This is a genomic window from Spirillospora sp. NPDC127506 (assembly GCF_040302145.1).
GTDB lineage: Bacteria > Actinomycetota > Actinomycetes > Streptosporangiales > Streptosporangiaceae > Spirillospora.
On record NZ_JBEORG010000001.1, the window covers coordinates 239,315 to 262,016 of the forward strand.

Genomic DNA, 22,702 nt, shown 5'->3' on the forward strand with positions numbered 1-22,702 from the left:
GCTAGTTCGGTGCGACGCGGATGCTGCCGTCCTTGGTGGTGAGCTTGATCCGGCGTCCGGAACGGGAGTCCTCGTGGACGGCCGGGTCGATCCGCCGGCTGCCGTTGTCGGTGGACACGTCGAACGCGTAGCCCTCACCGGTCGGCAGGCGCAGATTGATCGAGCCGTTGTCGGACGTCGCGTCGACGTTCGCGGGCGACGCGGTCAGGCGCAGGACGATGCCGCCGTCCTTCGTCCGGGCGGTGATCCGGTCGGTGGTCAGCCCGGGCGCGTCGATGCTCCCGTTGTCGGTGCGGAGGTCGGCGGTGGTGACGTTCCCGCTGATGCGGATGCGGCCGTCGCGGGAGCGGGCCGTGACCTTGCCGGCCGTCAGCCCGGTCGCGTCCACCGAACCGTTGTCGGTGCGGAGGTCGGCGGTGTCGGCGCGGCCCGAGACGCGCACCGACCCGTCCTTCGAGCTCAGGGACGCGGTGGTGGCGCGCAGGCCGGTCGCGGTGATCGAGCCGTTGGCGCTGTGCAGCTTCACCGCCCCGGTGAGCCCGGAGGCGATGACCGTCCCGTCCCGGCTGTCGATCTGCACTGGCGTCGAGCGCGGCACCCGGATGCGGTACGAGACGCCGCACGGGGAGAACCCGATCACCTGGGTGCCGCACTTCGACGACAGCTTGAGCGTCGAGCCCTCGAAGGAGTGCTTCGCCCGCGGCTTGTTCTTGTCGTTCGACCAGCGCAGCCGCTCCCGCACGGTGATGCCGGGGGAGTCGGACGCGGTCACCTCGACCCGGCCCCCGTTCGCCTGGACCTTCAGCGCGGTGACGCCGGCCGGCGCGGCGAACGAGCGGTCCTCGTGGCGGGTGCCGAAGCTCAGGTTGCCGCAGGCCGTCAGCGTCACCGCCGCCACCGCCGCCACGGCCGTGCCCGTCAGGGTCCTCACGTGGTCTCTCCCGTTGGTCGCCATGCCCTCGTACATGACAAGCCTGGCCCGGACGAGACGCCGTCACCAGGTGGGGAGCCGGTCATCCGGGGGTGGGGTTAGCCCCACCCTCAGCGTTCGCCGCCCGGCTTCCACAGCACGTCGCCGTGCTCGGCGTTCGCGACGCGGCACAGGATGAACAGCAGGTCCGACAGGCGGTTCAGGTACTTGGCGGTGAGCGGGTTCACGCCGTTCTCCGCGACCTCGTCCGCGCTGCCGTGCGTCTCGATCGCCGCCCAGACCGAGCGCTCGGCGCGGCGCGTCACCGTCCGCGCGACGTGCAGGAGGGCGGCGCCGGGCGTCCCGCCCGGGAGGATGAAGCTGCGCAGCGTCGGCAGCTCGGCGTTGTGCTCGTCGCACGCCTGCTCGAGCCGCTCGATGTAGGACTCCTCGACGCGCAGCGGCGGGTACTGCGGTTCGGGGACGACCGGCGCGCACAGGTCGGCGCCCACATCGAACAGGTCGTTCTGGACGCGGGTCAGCAGCGTCGCCACGTTCTCCGGCAGCGCGCCGAGCGCGAGGGCCGTCCCGATCGCGGCGTTGGCCTCCTCGACGTCGGCGTAGGCGGCGAGGCGCGGATCGGTCTTGCGGGTCCGCGACGCGTCGCCGAGCGCGGTGGTTCCGTCGTCGCCCGTCCGGGTGTAGATCCGCGAGAGCACGACGGGGTTGTCCCTGTTCTTCGCCATATGAGGAGCCTAGCCTTGCCGGATACAGAAGCCCGTTCGGTAGGGTTCCCGGAAAGACCCCGGAGGCCGCCTTGTACGACTACATCATCGTGGGAGCGGGGAGCGCGGGCTGCGTCCTCGCCGCCCGCCTGACCGAGGACCCCTCCGTGAAGGTCCTGCTGCTGGAGGCGGGCCCGCCCGACGACGCGCCGGAGATCCACATCCCGGCCGCCGTGGCCGCGCTGATCAAGGGCCCCTACGACTGGGACTACACGACCGTCCCGCAGGAGCACGCGGCCGGCCGCAGCGTGTACTGGCCGCGAGGCCGGACGCTCGGCGGCAGCTCGTCCACCAACGCGATGATCTACATCCGCGGCGCCCGGCACGACTACGACACCTGGCGCGACTCCTACGGCTGCGACGGCTGGGGCTACGAGGACCTGCTGCCCTACTTCCGGCGCGCCGAGGACCAGCAGCGCGGCGACCTCCCCTACCACGGCGTCGGCGGCCCCCTCCGCGTCGAGGACCTGCGCTACAAGCACCCGCTGACCCGCGCGTGGGTGCAGTCCGCGAAGGCGTACGGCCTCGCCGCGAACCCCGACTTCAACGGCGCCGACCAGGACGGCGTGGGCTTCTACCAGGTCACCCACAAGCGCGGGAAGCGCTGGTCCACCGCCGCCGGGTACCTGCACCCGGTCGAGAACCGGCCGAACCTCACGATCGTCACCGACGCCCTGGCCACCCGCGTCGTGATCGAGGACGGACGCGCCACCGGCGTCCGCTACGAGGCGCGCGGTGAGACCCACTCGGCCCGCGCCGAGGCCGAGGTGATCCTGTCCGGCGGCGCGGTGAACAGCCCGCAGCTCCTGATGCTCTCCGGCATCGGCCCCGCCGACCACCTGCGGTCCCTGGGCATCGACGTCGTGGTCGACTCGCCGGTGGGCCGGAACCTCCAGGACCACCCGTTCGTGAACGTCATGTTCGCGACGCCGCGCCACAAGCCCCTCTGGGAACTCGCGAACGCCCGCTCGTTCGCCCTCTACCAGGCGCTGGCGCGCGGCCCCTACGCCTCGAACATCGCCGAGGCCGGCGGGTTCGTCCGCACGGTGGAGGGGCTGCCCGCCCCGGACCTGCAGTACCACGTCCTGCCGACGCCCTTCGTGAACCAGGGCCTCACCGAGTCGTCCGAGCGCCTCCTGTCCGTCATGGTCACCGCCATCGCGATCGAGAGCCGCGGCGCGCTGACCCTCCGCTCCGCCAGCCCGTACGCCAAACCGCTGATCGACCCGGCCTACCTCGCCGACAAGGCCGACCTGGACATCCTGGTCGCGGGCGTCCGGCAGGCCCGCGAGATCGCCGCGTCCGGCCCGCTCGCCTCGATGGTCGGCGGCGAGTGGGCGCCCGGCGAGCAGGTCGACTCCGACGAGGCCATCGTCGAGTTCGTCCGCCGCGAGGTCGCGACGCTGTTCCATCCCACGAGCACCTGCGCGATGGGCGGGGACGGCTCCGTCTGCGACCCGTCCCTCCGCGTGCGGGGCGTCGAGGGCCTCCGCGTCGTGGACGCCTCGGTCATGCCGGCCGTCCCGCGGGGCAACACCAACGCCCCCACCATCGCGATCGCCGAGAGAGCCGCCGACCTGATCCGCGGCCGCACCCCGCTGAAGCCGGCCAACGCCCCGGAATGAGAGACGCCCCGGCCCCGGGGCGCTGAAACGGAAAGCGCCCCCGTCGGAGACGGGGGCGCGGGGGCTTGCGTACGGGCCGCGGGGGTCACCGCTTGAGGGCCTTCGCGATGCGGGCGCGGCGCGAGTTCTTCGCTTCGGTCCGCAGGACGCGTACGCGGTCGTTGATGATGGTCTGGCTGATCTCCGGGCGGATCATGGCTGACTCCCTGTTCCCGCCGGGCCCTCGTGGCCCGACATGTACAAGGTTCGTCCTAAGCCCCCATCCCCCACATTGGGACGACGCCTTATCTACGCCGCCTAGGACGCCTTAGATGGCCGGTCCCTCGTCCGAAGGGACTCAGACCCCGTGGACGGCCGGGCTGAGCGCGCCCGGTGCCTGGTTTCTCACACTTGAGGGCAATATTTACATGTCCATCTTGTATTAATATCGAAGTTCCAGCGTTGCCGGTCGCGGGCGGCCGGGGGCGCCGTCCGAGCGCGGCAGCGAGGTTGCGGCATGGAGACCGAGTCACTGGCGATGGCCCTGGAGCGGGAGCATCACGAGATCGACGCGGGGATCGAGGAGTTCACGGCCGGGTCCGGGGAGCGGGAGCCGCTGGTGCGCGCCGTCCGCGCGCTGCGCCGCCACATCTATCTCGAAGAGGAGTTCCTGTTCCCGGCTCTCCACGCGGCGGGGCTGACGAGTCCGGTGCTCGTCATGCTGCGCGAGCACGCGCAGATGTGGGCGACGCTCGACGCGCTCGAAGCCGAGCAGGACGCCGGTGCCGCGTTCACGCTGTGCCGGCGGCTGGCCGTCCAGCTCCTGCACCACAACCTGAAAGAGGAGAAGGTCCTCTACCCGGAGCTGGACCGGGTCGTGCCGGAGCCGCGGGCCGGGCGCCTGCGGGCCTTTCTTGATTCCGGGGAGATGCCCGCGGGCTGGGTGTGCGTGCGGGCCCGGACCTGACCGAAGGGAGAGCAAGGGTGGAGAAGAAGGCCGTCATCGGGAGCGCGTCGGAGCTCGCGGAGTTCAGCGCCGAGTCGTTCTGCCCGAAGGTGCTGTCGGCGACCGACCTCACCAGGGTGATGATCGTGGGCATGGAGGACGGGCAGGAGATCCCGCTGCACACGCCGGGTGTGCAGCTGGCTCTGGCGATCCTGGAGGGGACCGGCGAGGTGTGGATCGGTGACGCGCCGCATCCGGTGGCGGCGGGCGACATCGCCGTGATCCCCGCCGGTACCACCCGGGGCGTGCGCGCCAAGGGGCGCCTGGTGTTCATGAACGTCGTGTCGCCGCCGCCGACCGCGGCCGACCACGAGGCCGAGCGGCGCCCCTGGCCGACCGCCTGATTGTCCAGGCCGGGGCGGCGGACGCCGCCCGTCTAGGCGACTTCGATGAAGCCCAGGTGGTCGTAGAGGCGGCGGGCGCGGCGGTTGCGGCGGGTCACCGCCAGGGAGAGGGTGTCGTGGTCCGGCGCCAGGGCGTGCATGGCCGCCTGGATCAGGGCCCGGCCGAGGCCCCGGCCCGCGTGGGACGGGGCGATGAAGAGGAACGCCAGGAGCGGCTCCCGCTTGTAGAGGGTGACCAGGGCCGCGCCTATAGGGCGGTTCTCGTGGTCGGCGACGAAGGAGGCGTCGCGGAGGAACGTGCCGTATTCGCCGTTCAGCGTGAGCCGGATCTCGCGGGCCGCGCCGGCGAGGTCGCCGACGTCCGCCTCGTCGGGGGTGCCGCGGTAGGCGTCCCACATGGCGGCGGCGAGGGCGGGGACGTCGGCGTCGGCGAACGGGCGCAGGCCCCGCGGAGGCGGGGGCGGCGCCGCGAGGGCCACCTGGAGGCGGCTGCGGACGGGTGCGCCGAACGTCCCGGATGCCATGGTTCCGAGTGTAGGTCGCGCCCCCGGGACCGGCCCGGGGGCGCCCTGCTCCTGTCGCGTCTGCTCCTGTGGCGTCAGCGCTTGTACCGGCGGCCGTGGATCATGTTGATCAGGCCGAGGACTCGGGCCATCTCCTTCTCGCTGCGGCCGAACGAGGTGAGGTTCATGGTGGCGAACCGCTGCCGGGTGATGGCCTTGGCGCGGGCGAACTCGCGCAGCCCGTCCGCGCCGTGGATGCGGCCGAACCCGGACTCGCCGACGCCGCCGAACGGCAGGGCGGCGACCGAGGCGAACGCGGCGAAGGCGTTGATCGACGTCATGCCGGAGCGCATCCGGCGGGCGACGTCCAGGGCGCGGGACTTGCTGCCGGAGAAGATCGCCCCGGCGAGGCCGTAGCTGGTGCGGTTGGCCTTCTCGACGGCCTCGTCGAGGTCCTTGACCCGGTGCACGGTGATCGTCGGTCCGAACGTCTCCTCGCAGACGGCGGACGAGTCGTCCGGCACGTTGGTCAGCACGACCGGCTCGACGTAGGGCTTGCGGACGGACTCGGCGCCGCCGACGACCGCCTTGCCGCCCTTGTCGAGCGCGTCCTTGATGTGCCGCTCGATGATGTCGAGCTGCGACGGCATGGTGATCGGGCCGTAGGCGGCCTCGCGGTCGAAGCCGGGGCGCAGCTCGGCGGCCTTCTCGGTGAGCTTGCCGAGGAACTCGTCGTAGGCGTCGTCGACGACGTAGATGCGCTCGACGCCGATGCAGGTCTGCCCGGCGTTCGACATGGCGCCCCACAGCGCCGCGTCCGCGGCGGCGTCGAGGTCGGCGTCGGAGTCGACGATGCAGGCGTCCTTGCCGCCGCACTCGGCGACGATCGGGGTGAGGTTCTCCGCGCAGGCCGCCATCACGCGCTTGGCGGTGCGGGCCGAGCCGGTGAACGCGATCTTGTCGACGTGCGGGTTCGAGGCGAGCGCCGCGCCGGTCTCGCCGAGCCCGGTGACCGTCTGCAGGACGGGGTGCTCGGGGATCACCGCGGCGAACAGCTCGGCGAGCAGCACGCCGACGCCGGGGGTGAACTCGGACGGCTTGAACACGACGGCGTTGCCGGCGGCGAGCGCGTACCCGATCGAGCCCATCGGGGTGAAGATCGGGTAGTTCCACGGGCCGATGACCCCGACGACGCCGAGCGGCTGGTACTCCAGCACGCACTTCTGGTTGACCGCCATCAGGCCCGGGTAGACGGTGCGCGGCCCGAGCACCTTCTGCGCGTTGCGGGCGGCCCAGTCCAGGTGGGTGATCGCCATGATCGTTTCGAGCTGGGCGTCCTGCACCGGCTTGCCGGTCTCCTGGTGGATGAGCTCGGCCATCCGGTTCAGGTTGCGGGCGAGCGACCCCTTGACGTTGAGCAGCCGGAGCCGGCGCTCCTTCCAGCCGAGGGCGCGCCACCACTCGGCCGCCTCCCGGGCGCGTTCGACCGCCGCCGCCACGGCGGCGCCGTCGTGGACGGGGTGCTCGGCGACGACCTCGCCGGTGGCCGGGTTCAGGGACGCGAACGTCTCGGCGCTCTCCGTGACCACGGACATGAGGAACCTCCCGCGAGGAGCCTGGTAAGTGGGTACTTGCGCTGTGTACCGGCTAGTAAACCACCCTAAGCCCCCGCCGGGGAGTCGGGGATCCAGCTTCCGTGGAATCCGGCCGGAACGCGCCGCGGCAGGTGGACGGTCGCCGTGTGCGACAGGTCGGAGGCGTCCAGGACGAGGAGGTCGGATCCTCCCTCTCGGGACACGATCGACAGCAGCCAGCCGTCGTCCTCCGCGCGTGCGCCCGCCGCGGGGACGAAGATGGCCTCGCCGACGTGCGCGCCGGGCCCGCAGTCGTGCGCGGACGACGCCCCGCGCATGTCGTACTTCACGATCGAGCTCCCGCCGACCGTGTAGAGGTAGCGGTGCTCCAGGCCGGTCCTGGTGTCGTCGTGGGTCGGGAACTCGACGCTCCGGTCGTCGAGCGGCTGCTCGACCGCCTTCCCCGTGGCGGGATCCAGGATCCAGCGGTGCAGGTGGGCGCTCTCCGACCGCGCCGCCTCGGCCGCCGGGTCGACCGCGCCGCCGATCCCGCCCCACAGGGACGCGAAGCTCTGCGGACGGTAGCGCGCCGCGTCCAGCACGATCCGCCCGGCGGCGTCCTCGTGCGCGTTGCCGACGTGGAACACATAGCACGGGTCGACCTCGAACCAGCGGACGCCGCCGGACCCGTCGCGCGGCATCACGCCGAGCCGGGCGCCGTACCCGTCGTCCCACCGGTACGGCATGCCGGATGTTCCGGACAGCGCCATGTCCAGGTCGAACACGACCGGCAGGTCGAGCCAGACGACGTGGTTCTCGGTGATCGCGAAGTCGTGCATCATCGTCGAGCCGGGCACCTCGACCTCGCGGCTCTCCACCAGGTCGCCGTCCGCGGACAGCCGGTGGAAGGTCAGGTAGGGCGGGAAGACGCCGTATCCGAAGAACAGCAGGTCGCCGGTGACCGGGTCCTCCTTGGGGTGCGCGGTCATCGCGGTGGTGAGCCGCCCGCCGAAGTCGCAGGGGCCGGCGGTCTCCAGCTCCGGCGTCACCTCGTAGGGGAAGCCGCTCTCCACCAGCGCCCAGATCCTGCCCGCGTGCGGGATCACGTGCGTGTTGGCCTGCACGGCGCGCCGGTCGAAGGTGAGGTCGTCGCGGACGAACGGCCTGCCCTCGGTGAACGCGTCGGTGCGGACCCAGCGGTTGCGGTACCACTCGGCCCGCCCGTCCCGCAGCCGGACGCCGTGGATCATGCCGTGGCCGGTGAACCAGTGCCGGCTCGGCTCGCCGGGCTTCGGGTTCGGCCCGTTGCGGAAGTACCGGCCGGTCAGCTCGGCCGGCAGCGTGCCGGTGACCCGCAGGTTGTAGGCGTCGGTCTCGTCCGGGACGGGGGCGAGGGGGCCGTCCATCCAGGCGGCGGCGCTTCCGTCGGTGTGCTCGCTCATCGTGTGCTCCTTGCGGGTCGGGACGGATCAGCCGGCGGCGGACTCGGGCGACGGCTGGGCGAGTCCTGCGAGGTGGCGCTTGCGCGCGATGCCGGGGTAGCGCGCGGTGAAGACGGCCGGGACCGCGAAGCCCGCGACCTTGACCGCGACGAGCAGCGCCGTGTCGTGCGGGTTCCAGTGCTGGACGGCGCCGAGCGCGGCCGCCATCGCGGTGAAGCTTCCGGCCCAGACGGCGGTGATCACGCGGTTGATGCGCCGGAACAGGGCGGTGGCCGCGATCTCGGCGGTGACCTGGCGGCGCGCGATGCCCTCGGTGAACGGCCGGCGGACGAGCAGCGTCCCCCATGCGGTGGCGGCCAGCCAGCCGATCGCGAGGGAGGCGCCGTAGTCCAGCACGGGCGAGCCGGGCGCGGCGAAGGCCAGCGCGGTGAGCAGCGCCATGAACGCGGATGTGGAGATCTCCAGGATCAGCGCGTCGGTGCGGTGGCCGCGGCGCAGATCCTGTCCCAGCAGCGCGAGCGCGGCGGCGAGCCCGGCGGCGGCGCCGGTCCGGGCGTCGAAGCCGCTCACGACCGCGAGCACGATCCACGGGAGGAAGGTTCTTGCGTAGTACTTCGCCATCGGCCGGGAGCCCCTCTGATATTCCAACTTTGACATGTCGAACATAGATACTCCGGATTCGACATGTCAACATGGAGAGGTAAGATCGCGGCATGAGTTTGCGACATGCGGTGCTCGGGCTCATCGCCGAGATGGACGGCGCGAGCGGCTGGGACCTGCTGAAGATGTTCGAGATCTCGCTCGGGAACGTCTGGCCGGCCCGGCAGAGCCAGCTCTACGGCGAACTGGGCAAACTCACCGCCGCCGGGCTGATCGAGGTGGCCGAGGAGGGGCCGCGCGGCCGCAAGGAGTACCGGATCACCGAGCCCGGCCGCGCCGAGCTGCACCGCTGGCTGCTGGACGTCGAGCCGAAGCCCGCCCGCCGCGACGACGCGCTGCTGCGCGTCTTCTTCCTCGGCCTGGTCAGCCCCGCCGAGGCCCAGGACTACATGGGCCGCCACCGGGACGAGCTGGACCGCCGCCTCGACGACCTGCGGACCCTGGAGAAGAACATCGACTGGGGCGACGACGACCTGTCGGCCTACGGACGGCTGGCCATGGAGTACGGCAAGCGCTTCATGGCGATGCGCCGCGACTGGTTCGACTGGGCCCTGCAGGAGATCAAGGCCCTGCACGACCGCGACTAGGGCGAGGCGCCCGCTAGTTCCAGAACTGGAACAGCGAGTACCCGAACTGGATCGGGAGCTCCTCCAGGCCCAGCGCGTCGGTGATGTTGTAGATGACGTTGAAGAAGCCCTCGTTGATCGGGCCCAGCCAGAGCAGGGCGATCAGGATGAGGAAGACGTAGCCCCCGTAGGGCGCCACCCGGTCGACCCAGCCGCGCGGCAGGTACGGCTCGATGATCCCGAACCCGTCCAGGCCGGGGATCGGCAGCAGGTTCAGCACGGCCGCGGTGACCTGGAGGAACGCCAGGAACGCCACGCCCAGCCAGAACACGCCGTGGTCCTGGTGGGCGAAGTTCTTGTAGAGCACCGCCAGCATGATCGCGAACAGGACGTTGGACAGCGGGCCCGCGGCCGAGATCAGGCTGTGCCGCAGCCTGCCCCGGATGGCGTGCCGGTCGATCCACACGGCGCCGCCCGGCAGGCCGATCCCGCCGAGCATGATGAAGACCACCGGGATGAGGAAGCTCAGCACGATGTCGGAGTACTTCAGCGGGTTCAGCGTGAGGTAGCCCTTGGCGGCGACGCTGCGGTCGCCCGACCGGAAGGCCGTGTAGGCGTGCCCGAACTCGTGCACGCAGAGCGACAGCATCCACGCCGCGAGCACGAACCCGAACAGCGCGATCCGCGCTTCCTTGGCCGGGTTCTCCCCGTACCGCCACGCGATCAGGCCGCACAGGGCGGTCGCCGCCACGATCGCGAGGAATACCGGGCTCGGCCGGACGGACGCGCTCCCCCGCGCCTTGTGTGCAGTCCCGTCCATCGCCTCCGGCCTCTCTCCCGCATGATCTTCATCTCGGTAACTGTCCGCGCGCCGCCGCGGTTCCGTCCGGGGCGGGCCGCCCGGGCGAGGCCGCCCCGGCGGGGCCGCCGTCACGGCGCCGCGATCACCGGGACGACGTAGGTGCGCAGGAAGCGGCGCAGCTCGTCGGCGTCCCGGTCCCGGTCCATCACGATCAGCGACGTGATGATCCGGAAGAGGAACTCGACCGTCCCCTCGACCTCGATGTCGGGACGCAGCGTCCGCTGCCGCTGCGCCTGCTCGAAGTACGGCCGGACGTAGTCGGCGCACAGCGCGAGCACGCGCTCGGCCCCGCCGGCGACCGCCGCCTGCATGTGGCCCGCGGCCTCCGGCACGAGGAAGTGCGCGATGGTCGGCTCGCTGCGGACGTACGCGATCGCGTCCATCGCGCCCTCGACGATGGCCTCCGGCACCGACCGCTCCCGGCGCAGCCGGTCGGCGAGCCGGTCCAGGAACCGGTGCAGGTCGCGCACCACCACGGCCAGGATCAGCTCGTCCCGGCCGCCGGTGATGCTCCGGTACACCGTCGCCCGCGACAGCCGCGCGGCCGCCGCGATGTCCTCGACCGTCGTCTTGGCGACGCCGAAGCGGCCGAAGCACTCTTCGGCCGCGTCGATGATCCGCTCACGGGTCGCGTCGGTGGTGACCGGGGGCATGCCAGCACATTACCGGCACCCCGCCGGGACTCGGCCCACCGGCGCTCAGTCCAGCGTGTACTCCAGGGTCCAGGTGTGCGAGCCGTCCTCGGCGACGGTGATCTGGCCGGAGCCGCGGATGCCGGCCAGCTCCCCGGTCCCGGACGTGGGGACGATCAGCCAGCGCAGCCACTGGGTGCCGGGCGTGCCGTCCTCGCTGCCCCCGCTGTGCTGGAGTACGAGCGTCCCCTCGCGCCCGTGCAGGATGCCCTCGACGCGCTCCACCCCGACGTAGGCGGCGGGCCCGGCCGCCGTCTCCACGGTGATCAGCTCGGTGCTGCTCGTCCCGACGAGGTCGCCGTGGTACCGCTTGCGGACCTGGACGCGGGTCAGCTTGGTGCCGTCCTGTTCCTCGTAGGGCTTCTCGGCGTCCCACGCCTCGATGTCGAAACTGCCGCCGGCTTGAAACGTCATGCCCGCCATGATTGCACGCCCCACCCGACGCGAGGGAAATCCCGGACGGCCGCTCAGAAGAGCGTGCCCTCGTGCCGGATGCCGCGCAGGGCGTCGTAGTCGAGGGTGACGCAGTCGATGCCGCGGTCGGTGGCGAGGACGCGGGCCTGCGGCTTGATCTCCTGCGCGGCGAACACCCCGCGGACGGGCGCCAGGTGCGGGTCGCGGTTCAGCAGCTCCAGGTACCTCGTCAGCTGCTCGACGCCGTCGATCTCGCCGCGCCGCTTGATCTCGATGGCGACCGTGGCGCTGTCGCCGTCCCGGCACAGGATGTCGACCGGGCCGATCGCGGTGGGGAACTCGCGGCGGATGAGCGTGTAGCCCTCGCCGAGCGTGGTGATGTGCTCGGCGAGCAGTTCCTGCAGGTGCGCCTCGACGCCGTCCTTCCGCAGCCCCGGGTCGACGCCCAGCTCGTGGCTGCTGTCGTGCATGATCTCCTCGATGGTGAGGATGAGCCGCTCGCCCGACTTGCCGTGCGTGACCGTCCAGCGCGCGACGGCGCCGTTCTCCTCGTAGCTCTCCTCGCGCAGCGAGCAGGGCGGGTTCATCCAGTTGAGGGGCTTGTAGGCGCGGTCGTCGGCATGGACGCTCACGCTCCCGTCCGCCTTGATCAGGATCAGCCGGGGGGCCATCGGCAGGTGGGCGGTGAGCTTGCCGGCGTAGTCGACGCTGCAGCGGGCGATAACGAGACGCACGCTGCCCAACCTTAGTGGCGGGCCTAAGGCGTGTGGGCCGGGTCGGATAAGGCGTGCTGCCGATGCGGGGGCGGGGTCCTTAGGACGAGTCTCTTGGATGTCGGGCCGTGCCGAGCGGCCCGGATCATTCGGGGAGAGACCGTGTTCCATCACGACATCATGCAGTCGATCATGACCGAGCGGGGCCGCGACCGGCGGGCGCGGGCCGCCGCGGAGCGGGACGCCCGGCTGGCGCGCCGGGCGCGCGAGTTCTGGGCCGACCGGGCCGAGCGCAGCGCGCCCGTCCGCCGGGCGCGCCGCCAGGGAGCGGCGCCCGCACGATAGCGCCCGCCTCCGGACGGACCGGGGCCGTCCGGAGGCGCTCAGTAGCGGAATGAAAATCTTTGTCAAGCCTGGAATTCTCCGGAAGCCGTGATTAGCGTCGGCGGGTGGGTGTTCATCCTCAAACGGCGAAAGGACCCCCGCATGTCTCTCGACGTGACTCCGGAACTGCTTGAGACGGCGCAGCAGGGCGAGGTCGGCGACGCCGCCTTCGTCGAGTGCATCAAGACGTCCCTCCCGTACGCGTGGGACATGATCAGCGGCCTGGTGGCCCGGCTCCAGGTGGACGGCGGCGACTTCGCCGACAACCTCACCCCGCCCCCGGACGAGCAGGCCCGCGGCCAGCTGCTCCGCGTCCTCGCGAGCGACGCCATGCGCGCCGCGCTGGAACGCCACTTCGGCGTGAAGCTCGCCTTCCAGAACTGCCACCGCGTCGCCGTCTTCCCGACCGCCGACTCCACCGCCTACCGGACGTTCGTGACGGCCCGCGAGCAGATCCTCAACCAGTCGCCCGAGCTCCGCGACTGCTGACCCCGCCCCGACCGGCGCGCGGCGTGCCGCCCGGGACCACCGGCCGCGGCACGCCGCACGCATCTCACCCGCCTCACCCGCGGAGCTCGGGGAGGACCTCGGCGCCCAGCCGGGCGATGTTCTCCAGCGTGGCCTCGCGGGAGCCGGCGGCCTCCACCATCAGGATCAGGTGCTGGATGCCCGTCTTCTCGGCCGCGGCCCGCAGGGACTCGACGCAGTAGTCCGGAGAGCCGACGGGGTGGATGTCGCACATCCGGCGCGTGTAGCCGACCGGGTCGGGGGAGGGGCGCGGACGGTCGTCCACGGCGACGTATCCCTCCAGGCCGGGGCCGAGCCAGCGGGGCATCTCCCTCATCAGGGTCTCGACCGCCTCCTCGCGGGTGTCGGCGACCTGCGCGACGTGGGCGGAGATGTGCGGGAGGCCGGGGCGGCCGTGCCGGGCGACGGCGGCGGCCTTCTCGCCGGCGTCCACGTGCATGCCCAGCAGCATCGGCAGGCCGCGCTCGGCGGCCAGCCTCTCGGTGGCCGGAGAGGTGCAGGCGACCGTCACGGGCGGCGGTACGGGCGCGCGCGGGACGATCGGGACCTCACGGAAGCGGAAGAATTCCCCCTCCGCCGAGACACGGTCAGCGGACAGAGAGGTGAGGAGCAGGTCCAGGGATTCGGCGAAGCCGTGCTCGTAGCGGGGGAGGCCCGTCCCGAAGACCTCGAGATCCCGCCACGGGCCGCCGCGTCCGACGCCCAGGCGGAAGCGGCCGCCGGAGAGGAGGGAGAGCATCGCCGCCTCCTCGGCGAGCGCCACCGGGTGCCGGGTGGACAGCACGCTCACCGCCGTCCCGACGTGGATCCGCGAGGTCGCGGCCAGCAGATGCCCGGCCAGCAGCGTCGCGGACGGGACGACCCCGTACGACATGAAGTGGTGCTCGGCCAGCCAGACGTCGTCGAACCCGGCGCGTTCGGCGGCGACGGCGGCCTCGACGGTGCGGGCGAGAGCCGCGGCGTCGCTTTGGGCGTCCGAGCGGAGCTCGTCCTTAGCACGGCGGTGGGCGGGGGCTGGAGGACGGGCGGGGAAACGGGTCGCGAGGAGGAAGATTCCTAGGCGCACCCCACCGTCGTACCCGGGAGCGGGAACGCCCGAGCGCTCTGCAAGACTGCCAATCATGACTGTGGGTGCGTTCAGCAGGATCGGGGTCGTCGGACTGGGCACGATGGGCGCGGGCATCGCCGAGGTGCTGGCGCGCGGCGGCCTCGCGGTCGTCGGCATCGAGGTGGACGAGGACGCGCTGGAGCGCGGGCGCGGCAACCTGGAATCCTCGACCGGGCGGGCCGTCAAGCGCGGAAGGCTCACCGAGGACGCGCAGCGCGAGATCCTCGGCCGGGTGGCGTTCTCCACCGACTTCGCCGATCTGGGCGACTGCGACCTCGTCATCGAGGCCGTCCCCGAGCGGCTGGAGCTGAAGCGCAAGGTCTTCGCCGAACTGGACCGGGTCTGCCGGGAGGACGCCGTCCTCGCCACGAACACCTCGTCGCTGTCGGTCACCCGCATCGCGGTCACCACCGGGCGCCCCGCCAAGATCGTCGGCGTGCACTTCTTCAACCCGGCGCCGGTCATGAAGCTGGTCGAGGTCATCGCGACCGTGCTGACCGAGCCGGAGGCGGTGACCCGCGTCGCCGCGCTGGTCGAGGGCCTCGGCAAGACGCCGGTGACGATCGGCGACCGCGCCGGGTTCGTCGCCAACCGGCTGCTGTTCGGCTACCTGAACCAGGCCGCCGGGATGCTGGAGTCCGGGCACGCGACCCGCGACGACATCGACACCGCGATGAAGGTCGGCGCCGGCCTGCCGATGGGCCCGTTCACCCTCATGGACCTGATCGGCCTCGACACCTGCGTCGAGGTGCTGGACGCGATCTACGCCGAGTCGCGCGACCGCCGCCACGCCGCGTCCCCGGCGCTGCGCGAACTCGTCACCGCCGGGATGCTCGGCCGCAAGACCGGCCGCGGCTTCTACTCCTACGACCGGTCCGGCGCGGCCGAAGAGGCGGCCGCGCCGGAGGAGGGCGCGCCGCCGGCCGTCGGCGTCGTCGGCGTCGGACCGCTCGCCGACGCGCTCGCCGCGCTGTGCGACCGCGCGGGCGCGCGGGTCCGCGACTCGGCCGCCGACCTCGCCGGCTGCGACCTCGTCATCGAGGCCGCGGAGGACCCCGGGGCCGCGCGGGCGCTGCTGTCCGCCGCCGCGCAGGCCGCCAAGCCCGGCGCCGTGCTCGCCGTGACGTCCGTGGCCGGCTCGGTGATCGAGCAGGCCATGGCCACCGGGCGCCCCGCCGACGTCGTCGGGCTGCACCTGCCCGACCCGGCCGGCGCGCTCGCCGAGATCGCCGCCACGGTCGCGACCGGCCCGGACGTCGCCGACCGCGCCGCCGCCCTGCTCGGCCGCCTCGGCCTCACCGCCGTCCGCTGCCGCGACCGCGCCGGGTTCATCGTGGACGCGCTGCGCTTCCCGTACCTGAACGACGCCGCCGCGATGCTCGGCGCCGGATACGCCGACGCCGACTCGATCGACGCCGCGATGACGCTCGGCTGCGGCTACCCGACCGGCCCGATCGCCGACCTCGACCGGCTCGGCCCCGCCCGCGCCGTGGCCGTCCTGCGCGCCCTGCACGCCGAGACCCGCGAACCCTCCCTGTCCCCGGCGCCGCTGCTGATCGAGCACGCGACGGCGGGCGAGCCGCTGCGCTGACCCGGCGAATATCCTGGGAGCATGAGCCCCCGGAAGAACCGCCGTGCCGTTTCCGACCGCCCCCGGAGCGGCGGGGCGTGGGCTCAGCGGGCAGAGGAGGGACCGGACGGCGAATGGATCGTCCGGCCGGTCGCCGGGGCCGCGGCGGCCAAGGCGTACCGGTGCCCCGGATGCGACCAGGAGATCCCCCCGGGCGTCGCGCACGTCGTCGCCTGGCGGGCCGGTGACGGCGGCGACGACCGGCGGCACTGGCACCGCCCCTGCTGGCAGGCCCGCGGCCGCCGCGGCCCCCGCATCCTCCGGTCGCGCAACGCCCCCCGTTACTGAGGGCGCCCGGTCGCAGAGGGCGCCCCGGCACTAAGGAGACCCATGGCGGAGATCAGGGCGGCGACAGTGCTGCCCGCGCGGCGCGAGGACATCACGCTGCACACGTCGGACGGCCTGGAACTGGTCGGGGAGCTGGCGCTGCCGCCGGACCGGCCGCCGGTCGCGACGCTCGTGTGCCTGCACCCCCTGCCCACGGCCGAGGGCATGATGGACAGCCACGTGCTGCGCAAGGCGTCCTACCGGCTGCCCGCGCTCGCCGACCTGGCCGTGCTGCGCTTCAACACCCGCGGGACGACCTCGGCGCGCGGGACGAGCCAGGGCGAGTTCGGCGAGGGCGAGACCGAGCGGTTCGACGTGGCGGCGGCGCTGGAGTACACCGAGTACCACGACCTGCCGCGCCCGTGGCTGCTCGGCTGGTCGTTCGGCACCGAGCTGGCGCTGAAGTGGGGACGCGACCCGCTGGTCGAGGGCGTGATCCTGCTGTCCCCGCCGCTGAAGCGCGCCGGGGACGCCGACCTGGACGCCTGGGGCGCCGACGGGCGGCCCGTGGTGGCGCTGGTGCCGGAGTTCGACGACTACCTGCGCCCGGCCGAGGCGCGGGAGCGGTTCAAGCGCGTCCCGCAGGCCGAGGTCGTCGCGGTGGACAACGCCAAGCACCTGTGGGTCGGCGAACCGTACGTCCGGATCGTGCTGAACGAGATCGTCAAGCGGGTCGCGCCGGCCGCCCATCCGCTCCCCACCGAATGGGACGAACCGGACAAGTAAACCGCTGCGGCCGATCGCGGCCACTCCCGTCACAGTGGCCGCGATAGCGGGTAAGCATGGCCCAATGACGGTGCAGCTGTACGCCAGGGATGTCGGTACCGGCACGCCGCTCGTCCTGCTGCACGCCTTCCCGCTCTCCTCCGCGATGTGGCTGGCCCAGCGGGAGGGCCTCGCGGGCCGGTTCCGGGTCATCACCCCCGACCTGCGCGGATTCGGCGGATCGGTGCTCGGCGACGACGAGCCGTCCGTCGACGCGATGGCCGACGACGTCGCCCGCATGTTCCGCGGCCTCGGCGTCCGGCGCGCCGTCGTCGGCGGCCTGTCCATGGGCGGGTACGTCGCGATGGCGCTGTGCCGCCGGCACCCCGACCTCGTCCTCGGGCTCGTGCTCGCCGCGACCCGCGCCGCCGCCGACACCGAGGCCGTCCGGGCGAACCGGCTCCGGCAGGCCGAGCGGCTCGAACGCGAGCGCAGCCCCCAGGTCCTGGTGGACGAGGTGCTGCCCGGCCTGGTCGGGCCCACCACCTACCGGCAGCGCGCGCTGATCTACGGGCGGGTCCGCGGCCTCGTCCAGGCGACCCCGCCGCACGCGGCCGCGTGGGCGCAGCGCGCCATGGCCGGGCGGCCCGACGCGTTCGACACGCTCCGCGCCGTCAAGGTGCCCGCCCTCGTCATGATCGGCGACGAGGACGCGCTCGCGACCGAGGACGAGGCCCGCGCCATGGCGGACGCGCTGCCGAACGCCGAGCTGCTCGTCATCCCGCGGGCCGGGCACCTGTGCGCGGTCGAGCAGCCCGATCTGTTCAACCAGGCGGTCGCCGAGTTCGCCGCCGCGCTCGCCCGCGTCGGCGGGTGAGCCCCGGCCCTACAGGGTCTCCTGGCGCGGCATGACGACCTCCCGGATCAGCAGCGAGATCGCCGCCGCCGTCGGGATAGCCAGCAGCGCGCCGACCACGCCGAGCAGCGCCGCGCCGACGAGCGCCGCGACGATCGTCACCGCGGGCTGCACGTCGACCGTCCGCTTCATGACGCGCGGGTAGACCAGGTAGTTCTCCACCTGCTGGTAGACCACGTAGAAGACGACGCAGACGATCAGGTCGGTGGTGTCCCCGGTGAGGAACGCGACCAGGCACACGATCACCGCGCCGATCGTGGCGCCGATGAGCGGGATCAGGTCGGTCACCGCCACGATCAGCGCCAGCGCGAGCGCGTACTTCACCCCGAGGATCGACAGGAAGATGTACGACGTGATGCCCGCGATGAACGCGATCGTGAACTGCCCGGCGACGTAGCCGCCGATCCGGTCGAGTATCTCGTCGCCGAGCAGGGCGACGCGGGCTCTTCGGGTGCGCGGCGCGAGCTGGTAGAAGAACGTCTTGATCTGCGGCAGCGAGCTGAGGAAGTACAGCGTCAGGATCAGGATCGTGATCGTCTGGAAGATCCCGTTGATCGCGACCTTGCCGATGCCGGTGGCGGTGTCGGTGAGGGTCTTCTGGAAGTCCTCGCCGGACACCGCCTTCTGCGCGCGGTCCAGCAGCCCGTAGCGCTTGTCCCAGTCGGCCAGCGTCTTGTTGTCCTGCAGTTGCTGGACGTACTCGGGGATGTTGTGCCGCAGCTCGGTGACCTGCTCGGACACCGGCTGGACGAGGGAGGCGACGAACCCCGCGAAGAACAGGATCACCAGCAGGAACACCGTCGCGACGGCGGCGCCGCGCGGGAACCCGAACTTGCGCAGCCGCTCCACCGCCGGGTTGAGGCCGACCGCGAGGAACATCGCGACGACGATCATCACGATGACGGACTTGGCGTTCGTGGCGGCCTTCACCAGCATCCACGCGGTGATGACGCCGAGCGCGGCGGTGAACCCGAACACGAACGGGTGGGCGCGGCCGAGCGGCTGCCCGGGCCGGCCGAACGGGAACCGCTGGTCGACGCCGGCCTCGCGGCGGCGCTGCTCGACGTCGTGCGCGGGATCGGGCGCTCCCGGCAGCGGCGGCACCTGCTCGCCGCCCGCAGTCTCGGCCGGGAGCGTGACGGGCGCGCCGGTCGCGGGGTCGCGTTCGCCCGCCGGCTCGCCGGTCTCCTCGGGCCGCAGCGCCCCGCTCGGCGCGACGCTCTCGCTCCCGGTCCCACCCGACCCGGTGTCCCGGTCACCGGTGTCCCGGTCGCCGTTGTCGTCGCCGTCGCTGCCGCCGGTGCCGGTGTCGCCGGTGTCGTCGGGGCTGCCGCCGGTGGCGTTGTCGGAAGCGTCCTCGTTGGAAGCGTCCTCGTCGGGGGAGTCCTCGTCGGTGGCGTCGTCCGGAGGCGGCGCGGGTGCGGGTACCCCGGGTTCGCCTGCGGGCCGTCCCGTGCCGGGCACCGCCTTCGGCTCGTCGTCGCGAGAGGTCTCGTCGGCCACGCCGCTCTCCTCGTTCATATGTCCCGTCGGAGGACGCGGCCGTTCACAGGCCACGAGCGTCCCACGGTGGTGAGACGAAGGAAAGCCTAGAGGCGTTTCACCGCCTCTAGGCTTTCCTCGACGCCGGTCTCAGGAACTCACTCCTGCCACCAGTCCTCGTCGTCCTCCTCGGACTTCTTGGGCTGGGCCTGCTTCGCGGGCGCGGCCTTCGCGGCGGCCGGCTGCTGCTGCTTCGGCTGGGGCTGCGGGGCCGGCTTCGGCTCGGCGGCCGGGATCGCGGCCTTCTCCGGGGCCGCGGCCAGCTCGGGCTCGGCGCCCATCGTCGGCGCGACGCCGCCGATGAGCTGGCGCAGCTGGTTGAGGTGGCTGGTGATGCTGTCGCGCTGCCGGGTGAGCTCGTCGACCTGCCGCTGCGCCGCCGTCCGGACGCGGTCGGCCTCGGCCTTGGTCTCGGCGAGCAGCTGCTCGGCCTGCGCCTTGGCCTCGGCGATCACGTTGTCGGAGTTCTTGCGGGCGTTGGCCATGAGCTGCTTGGCGTGCGCGTCGGCCTCGCGCCGGGTCTGCTCGGCCTGCTGGGTCGCCTTCGCGGCCCGCTGCTCGGCGGACGCGGCGCGCTGCTCGGCCTCGGCGACCAGCTTCTGCGTGGCGGCCTGCGCGGCGGAGTGCCGCTCGGCGTCCTGCCGGTCGGCCTCCTCGCGGCGGGCGGCGAGCTGGATCTCGAACTCGGCCTCGGCCTGGGCGCGCTGGGCCTCGCTCTCCTCCAGGATGCGCTGGGCCTGCGCCCGCATCTCGTCGGCCTGCCGCTTGGCCGTGGTGAGGATCTCGTCCCGCTCGCGCTTGGTCGACGCCCGCAGCTGTGCGACCTCGCGCTCGGTCGTGGTGCGCAGCTTGGCGATCTCGCGCTCGGCGCTGGCCCGCTTCTCGGCGACCTCGTGGTCGGCCGTGGCGCGCAGCTTGGCGACCTCGCGCTCGGTGGTGGAGGTCAGCTCGTCGGCCTCGCGGCGGGCGGAGGTGCGCACCTCCTCGGCCTCGCGCTCGGCCGCGTTGCGCATGTCGTCGCCCTCGCGCTGGGCGTTGGCGCGCAGTTCGGCGGCGTCGTTCTCGGCGTTGGCGCGCTGCTCGGCGGCGTCGACCTTGGCCGCGGCCTTGATCTCGTTCGCCTCGGAGCGGGCCGCCTGGACCAGCTCGGTCGCCTGCTCCTCGGCGAGGCGGAGCAGCTGCTCGATGCGGGCGCCTAGACCGGAGTAGGTGGGACGTTCCTGCTCCTGCAGCTGACGGTGGGCGTCCGACAGCTCCCGCTGCAGGGCCTGGGTCTGCTCGCGGGTCTGCCGCACCTCGTTGTCGAGCTGCTTGATGTGCTCGTCGACCTGGTGCCGGTCGTAGCCGCGAAGCACCACGTCGAACTCGCGCGGGGGCGTGTCTTCAAAGAAGTTGCTGAGCTGGGCGTCGATGTCGGACTGCATGTGGCTCAATCCTGATGTGACGGGGCTACGGGTGGTTCCGGGGACCGGTTGATCGCCTGACATGAACGGGCGGAGTGCCCCAGACCTCTTCCGGCGAATGAAGCGTACTCCGGACACTGCCGTGTTGGGGGCTCATCTTGACGCGCTGCGTGGAATGTCCGGTTTGTTGGCGTGTTCAGCCGGGTTGCAGGTGCGCAGGTGTCGGGGGTGCAAATGCACCAGATGTGTCTGAACGGTCACAGAGCGGCGGTCAGTGGCCCGCCCTCCGCCGCCGTGATATCGAACACGTCACGATCCGGTCGCGCGTACGCCGCGCCCGGCCCGCAAGATCATCCAGCGTCCGGCCGCTTCTGCACGAGCTCGGTCAGCACGCCGTGGCAGTCCTTGGGGTGCAAAAAGTTGATCAAAGATCCCATGGATCCGTTGCGCGGCGCGTCGTACAGCACCCGCACGCCCCTGCCCGCGATGCCGGCCGCCTCGTCGGCGACGGTCCCGTCCGTGCCGAACGCGATGTGGTGGACGCCCTCGCCGTTCTTCGCCAGCCACTTGGCGACCGCCGAGTCCTCCCGGATCGGCTCGATCAGCTGGAGGTAGCTCGCCGCCCCGTCCCCGGTGTCGTTGATCTTGAGCATGCACTCCCGGACGCCCTGCTCCTCGTTCACCTCGAAGTGCGCGTCGGTGAAGCCGTAGGTCGCCTTGTAGAACTCGACGGTCGCGTCCAGGTCGTGACAGGCGATGCCGATGTGGTCGATACGGGTCAGCATGGGCTTTCTCCCTACTAGGGCGGCCAGGCGGGGGCGAACGGAACCGGACGGCGTTCCCCTGGGTATGGTGGCAAACGTCGCCGCAGCACCACCTGGAGGGCCCCCACATGACCGCTACGTCCGTGATCGTCGCCGGCGCGCGCACCCCCATCGGACGCCTGATGGGCTCGCTGAAGGACTTCTCCGCGGCCGACCTCGGCGCGCACGCGGTCAGGGCGGCGCTGGAGCGGGCCGGGGTGGCCGGCGACCAGGTCCAGTACGTGATCCTCGGCCAGGTGCTGCAGGCGGGCGCGGGGCAGATCCCGTCCCGGCAGGCGGCGGTCAAGGCGGGCATCCCGATGAGCGTCCCGTCGATCACGATCAACAAGGTGTGCCTGTCCGGCCTGGACGCGATCGCGCTCGCCGACCAGCTGATCCGGGCGGGCGAGTTCGACATCGTGGTGGCGGGCGGCATGGAGTCGATGACCCAGGCCCCGCACCTGCTGCCGAAGTCGCGCGGCGGCTACAAGTACGGGTCGATCGAGGTCCTCGACCACATGGCCCACGACGCCCTCACCGACGCCTACGACGGCATCGCCATGGGCGAGTCGACCGAGCGCCACAACGCCAGGCTCGGCATCTCCCGCGAGGAGCAGGACGAGTTCGCCGCCCGCTCCCACCAGCGCGCCGCCGAGGCCATCAAGAACGGCGTCTTCGACGACGAGATCGCCCCGGTCGAGATCCCGCAGCGCAAGGGCGACCCGGTCGTGTTCGCCAAGGACGAGGGCGTGCGCGGCGACACCACCGTCGAGGGCCTCGCCAGGCTGCGCCCGGCGTTCAGCAAGGACGGCACGATCACCGCCGGCTCGTCCTCCCAGATCTCCGACGGCGCCGCGGCCGTCGTCGTGATGTCGAAGGCCAAGGCCGAGGAGCTGGGCCTCACCTGGCTCGCCGAGATCGGCGCGCACGGCAACGTCGCCGGCCCGGACAACTCCCTCCAGTCCCAGCCGTCCAACGCCATCAAGCACGCCCTCGGCAAGGAGGGCCTGACCGTCGACGACCTCGACCTCATCGAGATCAACGAGGCGTTCGCCTCCGTCGGCATCCAGTCGATGCGCGACCTCGGCGTCGGCCCCGAGAAGGTCAACGTCAACGGCGGCGCCATCGCGCTCGGCCACCCCGTCGGCATGTCCGGCGCCCGCATCGCCCTGCACCTCGCCTACGAGCTGAAGCGCCGCGGCGGCGGCACCGGCGCCGCCGGCCTCTGCGGCGGCGGCGGCCAGGGAGACGCGCTCATCCTGCGCGTCCCCACCGCGTAGC

25 protein-coding genes are annotated in these 22,702 nt (G+C 72.3%); 11 read left to right on the plus strand and 14 right to left on the minus strand.

The genetic code is table 11. From position 1 onward, the window contains the following. Position 1: 1 nt before the first annotated feature. Together ABTW95_RS01080 and ABTW95_RS01085 are read right to left on the minus strand one after the other, a co-directional pair. Entirely contained in the window at positions 2-931 is a 930-nt protein-coding gene (locus tag ABTW95_RS01080; protein ID WP_396449348.1) for a DUF4097 family beta strand repeat-containing protein, read from the minus strand. A 110-nt stretch (positions 932-1,041) separates the two neighbouring features. Beyond that, positions 1,042-1,656: a cob(I)yrinic acid a,c-diamide adenosyltransferase gene (locus ABTW95_RS01085; RefSeq protein ID WP_396449349.1), complete on the minus strand. Its 615-nt coding sequence runs from the start codon at positions 1,654-1,656 to the stop codon at positions 1,042-1,044. Positions 1,657-1,727: 71 nt separating this feature from the next. Between ABTW95_RS01085 and ABTW95_RS01090 the strand changes: the two genes are divergently transcribed. The 3 genes from ABTW95_RS01090 to ABTW95_RS01100 all read left to right on the plus strand — a co-directional run bounded on the left by ABTW95_RS01090 (position 1,728) and on the right by ABTW95_RS01100 (position 4,649). Further along, positions 1,728-3,320 carry a GMC family oxidoreductase gene (locus ABTW95_RS01090; protein ID WP_396449350.1) on the plus strand — a complete coding sequence of 531 codons (1,593 nt, stop codon included), beginning with the start codon at positions 1,728-1,730 and terminating at the stop codon, positions 3,318-3,320. Positions 3,321-3,816: 496 nt separating this feature from the next. Next, positions 3,817-4,266, plus strand: coding sequence for a hemerythrin domain-containing protein (locus ABTW95_RS01095; RefSeq protein WP_500223517.1), 450 nt, complete (start codon positions 3,817-3,819; stop codon positions 4,264-4,266). Positions 4,267-4,283: 17 nt separating this feature from the next. Further along, positions 4,284-4,649 carry a cupin domain-containing protein gene (locus ABTW95_RS01100; protein WP_396449352.1) on the plus strand — a complete coding sequence of 122 codons (366 nt, stop codon included), beginning with the start codon at positions 4,284-4,286 and terminating at the stop codon, positions 4,647-4,649. Between the two features lie 32 nt (positions 4,650-4,681). On the opposite strand, the gene ABTW95_RS01105 is transcribed toward ABTW95_RS01100, so the two are convergent. From ABTW95_RS01105 to ABTW95_RS01120, 4 genes are all read right to left on the minus strand, one after another. Beyond that, a complete protein-coding gene (locus ABTW95_RS01105; RefSeq protein WP_396449353.1) occupies positions 4,682-5,173 on the minus strand; it encodes a GNAT family N-acetyltransferase in 492 nt (163 codons plus the stop codon). 74 nt (positions 5,174-5,247) lie between these two features. Then, on the minus strand, positions 5,248-6,747 hold the full coding sequence (locus ABTW95_RS01110; protein ID WP_396449354.1) for an aldehyde dehydrogenase family protein: 1,500 nt from the start codon (positions 6,745-6,747) through the stop codon (positions 5,248-5,250). 65 nt (positions 6,748-6,812) lie between these two features. After that, positions 6,813-8,168 carry a carotenoid oxygenase family protein gene (locus tag ABTW95_RS01115; protein WP_396449355.1) on the minus strand — a complete coding sequence of 452 codons (1,356 nt, stop codon included), beginning with the start codon at positions 8,166-8,168 and terminating at the stop codon, positions 6,813-6,815. A gap of 27 nt (positions 8,169-8,195) precedes the next feature. Continuing rightward, complete coding sequence (locus ABTW95_RS01120) at positions 8,196-8,789, minus strand: hypothetical protein (RefSeq protein WP_396449356.1); 594 nt, start codon at positions 8,787-8,789, stop codon at positions 8,196-8,198. A 92-nt stretch (positions 8,790-8,881) separates the two neighbouring features. Here ABTW95_RS01120 and ABTW95_RS01125 point away from each other — a divergent pair, with 92 nt between their 5' ends. After that, a complete protein-coding gene (locus ABTW95_RS01125; RefSeq protein ID WP_500223520.1) occupies positions 8,882-9,415 on the plus strand; it encodes a PadR family transcriptional regulator in 534 nt (177 codons plus the stop codon). A 13-nt stretch (positions 9,416-9,428) separates the two neighbouring features. Here the strand turns inward: ABTW95_RS01125 and ABTW95_RS01130 are convergent, their stop codons facing one another. From ABTW95_RS01130 to nucS, 4 genes are all read right to left on the minus strand, one after another. Continuing rightward, positions 9,429-10,214 (minus strand): site-2 protease family protein, encoded by a 786-nt coding sequence (locus ABTW95_RS01130; protein ID WP_396452077.1) that lies wholly within the window; start codon positions 10,212-10,214, stop codon positions 9,429-9,431. Between the two features lie 110 nt (positions 10,215-10,324). Further along, positions 10,325-10,909 (minus strand): TetR/AcrR family transcriptional regulator, encoded by a 585-nt coding sequence (locus tag ABTW95_RS01135; protein WP_396452075.1) that lies wholly within the window; start codon positions 10,907-10,909, stop codon positions 10,325-10,327. Positions 10,910-10,954: 45 nt separating this feature from the next. Further along, on the minus strand, positions 10,955-11,362 hold the full coding sequence (locus tag ABTW95_RS01140; protein WP_396452073.1) for a DUF3224 domain-containing protein: 408 nt from the start codon (positions 11,360-11,362) through the stop codon (positions 10,955-10,957). Between the two features lie 53 nt (positions 11,363-11,415). Next, the gene (gene nucS, locus ABTW95_RS01145) at positions 11,416-12,096 is read right to left on the minus strand and encodes an endonuclease NucS (protein WP_396452071.1); all 681 of its coding nucleotides are present in this window, start codon (positions 12,094-12,096) and stop codon (positions 11,416-11,418) included. A 141-nt stretch (positions 12,097-12,237) separates the two neighbouring features. Between nucS and ABTW95_RS01150 the strand changes: the two genes are divergently transcribed. After that, positions 12,238-12,420, plus strand: a complete 183-nt coding sequence (locus tag ABTW95_RS01150) for a hypothetical protein (protein WP_396452069.1) — start codon at positions 12,238-12,240, stop codon at positions 12,418-12,420. Between the two features lie 141 nt (positions 12,421-12,561). After that, positions 12,562-12,948: an SCO5389 family protein gene (locus ABTW95_RS01155; RefSeq protein WP_396452067.1), complete on the plus strand. Its 387-nt coding sequence runs from the start codon at positions 12,562-12,564 to the stop codon at positions 12,946-12,948. Positions 12,949-13,021: 73 nt separating this feature from the next. On the opposite strand, the gene ABTW95_RS01160 is transcribed toward ABTW95_RS01155, so the two are convergent. Continuing rightward, a complete protein-coding gene (locus tag ABTW95_RS01160) occupies positions 13,022-14,053 on the minus strand; it encodes an LLM class flavin-dependent oxidoreductase (RefSeq protein WP_396452065.1) in 1,032 nt (343 codons plus the stop codon). Positions 14,054-14,108: 55 nt separating this feature from the next. Here ABTW95_RS01160 and ABTW95_RS01165 point away from each other — a divergent pair, with 55 nt between their 5' ends. From ABTW95_RS01165 to ABTW95_RS01180, 4 genes are all read left to right on the plus strand, one after another. Further along, the gene (locus ABTW95_RS01165; RefSeq protein WP_396452063.1) at positions 14,109-15,686 is read left to right on the plus strand and encodes a 3-hydroxyacyl-CoA dehydrogenase family protein; all 1,578 of its coding nucleotides are present in this window, start codon (positions 14,109-14,111) and stop codon (positions 15,684-15,686) included. Between the two features lie 21 nt (positions 15,687-15,707). Next, positions 15,708-16,013, plus strand: coding sequence for an Rv1322 family protein (locus ABTW95_RS01170; RefSeq protein ID WP_396452061.1), 306 nt, complete (start codon positions 15,708-15,710; stop codon positions 16,011-16,013). A gap of 42 nt (positions 16,014-16,055) precedes the next feature. Continuing rightward, positions 16,056-16,778, plus strand: coding sequence for an alpha/beta hydrolase (locus ABTW95_RS01175; protein ID WP_396452060.1), 723 nt, complete (start codon positions 16,056-16,058; stop codon positions 16,776-16,778). A 64-nt stretch (positions 16,779-16,842) separates the two neighbouring features. Beyond that, a complete protein-coding gene (locus tag ABTW95_RS01180; protein ID WP_396452059.1) occupies positions 16,843-17,634 on the plus strand; it encodes an alpha/beta fold hydrolase in 792 nt (263 codons plus the stop codon). 9 nt (positions 17,635-17,643) lie between these two features. On the opposite strand, the gene ABTW95_RS01185 is transcribed toward ABTW95_RS01180, so the two are convergent. From ABTW95_RS01185 to mce, 3 genes are all read right to left on the minus strand, one after another. Continuing rightward, on the minus strand, positions 17,644-19,176 hold the full coding sequence (locus tag ABTW95_RS01185) for an AI-2E family transporter (protein WP_500223528.1): 1,533 nt from the start codon (positions 19,174-19,176) through the stop codon (positions 17,644-17,646). A 137-nt stretch (positions 19,177-19,313) separates the two neighbouring features. Further along, the gene (locus ABTW95_RS01190) at positions 19,314-20,639 is read right to left on the minus strand and encodes a DivIVA domain-containing protein (RefSeq protein ID WP_396452056.1); all 1,326 of its coding nucleotides are present in this window, start codon (positions 20,637-20,639) and stop codon (positions 19,314-19,316) included. Between the two features lie 329 nt (positions 20,640-20,968). Beyond that, positions 20,969-21,403 carry a methylmalonyl-CoA epimerase gene (gene mce / locus ABTW95_RS01195; RefSeq protein ID WP_396452055.1) on the minus strand — a complete coding sequence of 145 codons (435 nt, stop codon included), beginning with the start codon at positions 21,401-21,403 and terminating at the stop codon, positions 20,969-20,971. A gap of 107 nt (positions 21,404-21,510) precedes the next feature. Between mce and ABTW95_RS01200 the strand changes: the two genes are divergently transcribed. Beyond that, on the plus strand, positions 21,511-22,701 hold the full coding sequence (locus ABTW95_RS01200) for an acetyl-CoA C-acetyltransferase (RefSeq protein ID WP_396452053.1): 1,191 nt from the start codon (positions 21,511-21,513) through the stop codon (positions 22,699-22,701). Position 22,702 lies beyond the last annotated feature (1 nt).

Coding starts and splice junctions, on each gene's coding strand:
- ABTW95_RS01085 (WP_396449349.1), bottom strand. CDS start 1,656: ATGGCGAAGAACAGGGACAACCCCGTCGTGCTCTCGCGGATCTACACC.
- ABTW95_RS01095 (WP_500223517.1), top strand. CDS start 3,817: ATGGAGACCGAGTCACTGGCGATGGCCCTGGAGCGGGAGCATCACGAG.
- ABTW95_RS01105 (WP_396449353.1), bottom strand. CDS start 5,173: ATGGCATCCGGGACGTTCGGCGCACCCGTCCGCAGCCGCCTCCAGGTG.
- ABTW95_RS01110 (WP_396449354.1), bottom strand. CDS start 6,747: ATGTCCGTGGTCACGGAGAGCGCCGAGACGTTCGCGTCCCTGAACCCG.
- ABTW95_RS01115 (WP_396449355.1), bottom strand. CDS start 8,168: ATGAGCGAGCACACCGACGGAAGCGCCGCCGCCTGGATGGACGGCCCC.
- ABTW95_RS01120 (WP_396449356.1), bottom strand. CDS start 8,789: ATGGCGAAGTACTACGCAAGAACCTTCCTCCCGTGGATCGTGCTCGCG.
- ABTW95_RS01125 (WP_500223520.1), top strand. CDS start 8,882: ATGAGTTTGCGACATGCGGTGCTCGGGCTCATCGCCGAGATGGACGGC.
- ABTW95_RS01130 (WP_396452077.1), bottom strand. CDS start 10,214: ATGGACGGGACTGCACACAAGGCGCGGGGGAGCGCGTCCGTCCGGCCG.
- ABTW95_RS01135 (WP_396452075.1), bottom strand. CDS start 10,909: ATGCCCCCGGTCACCACCGACGCGACCCGTGAGCGGATCATCGACGCG.
- ABTW95_RS01140 (WP_396452073.1), bottom strand. CDS start 11,362: ATGACGTTTCAAGCCGGCGGCAGTTTCGACATCGAGGCGTGGGACGCC.
- ABTW95_RS01155 (WP_396452067.1), top strand. CDS start 12,562: ATGTCTCTCGACGTGACTCCGGAACTGCTTGAGACGGCGCAGCAGGGC.
- ABTW95_RS01165 (WP_396452063.1), top strand. CDS start 14,109: ATGACTGTGGGTGCGTTCAGCAGGATCGGGGTCGTCGGACTGGGCACG.
- ABTW95_RS01170 (WP_396452061.1), top strand. CDS start 15,708: ATGAGCCCCCGGAAGAACCGCCGTGCCGTTTCCGACCGCCCCCGGAGC.
- ABTW95_RS01175 (WP_396452060.1), top strand. CDS start 16,056: ATGGCGGAGATCAGGGCGGCGACAGTGCTGCCCGCGCGGCGCGAGGAC.
- ABTW95_RS01180 (WP_396452059.1), top strand. CDS start 16,843: ATGACGGTGCAGCTGTACGCCAGGGATGTCGGTACCGGCACGCCGCTC.
- ABTW95_RS01190 (WP_396452056.1), bottom strand. CDS start 20,639: ATGCAGTCCGACATCGACGCCCAGCTCAGCAACTTCTTTGAAGACACG.
- mce (WP_396452055.1), bottom strand. CDS start 21,403: ATGCTGACCCGTATCGACCACATCGGCATCGCCTGTCACGACCTGGAC.
- ABTW95_RS01200 (WP_396452053.1), top strand. CDS start 21,511: ATGACCGCTACGTCCGTGATCGTCGCCGGCGCGCGCACCCCCATCGGA.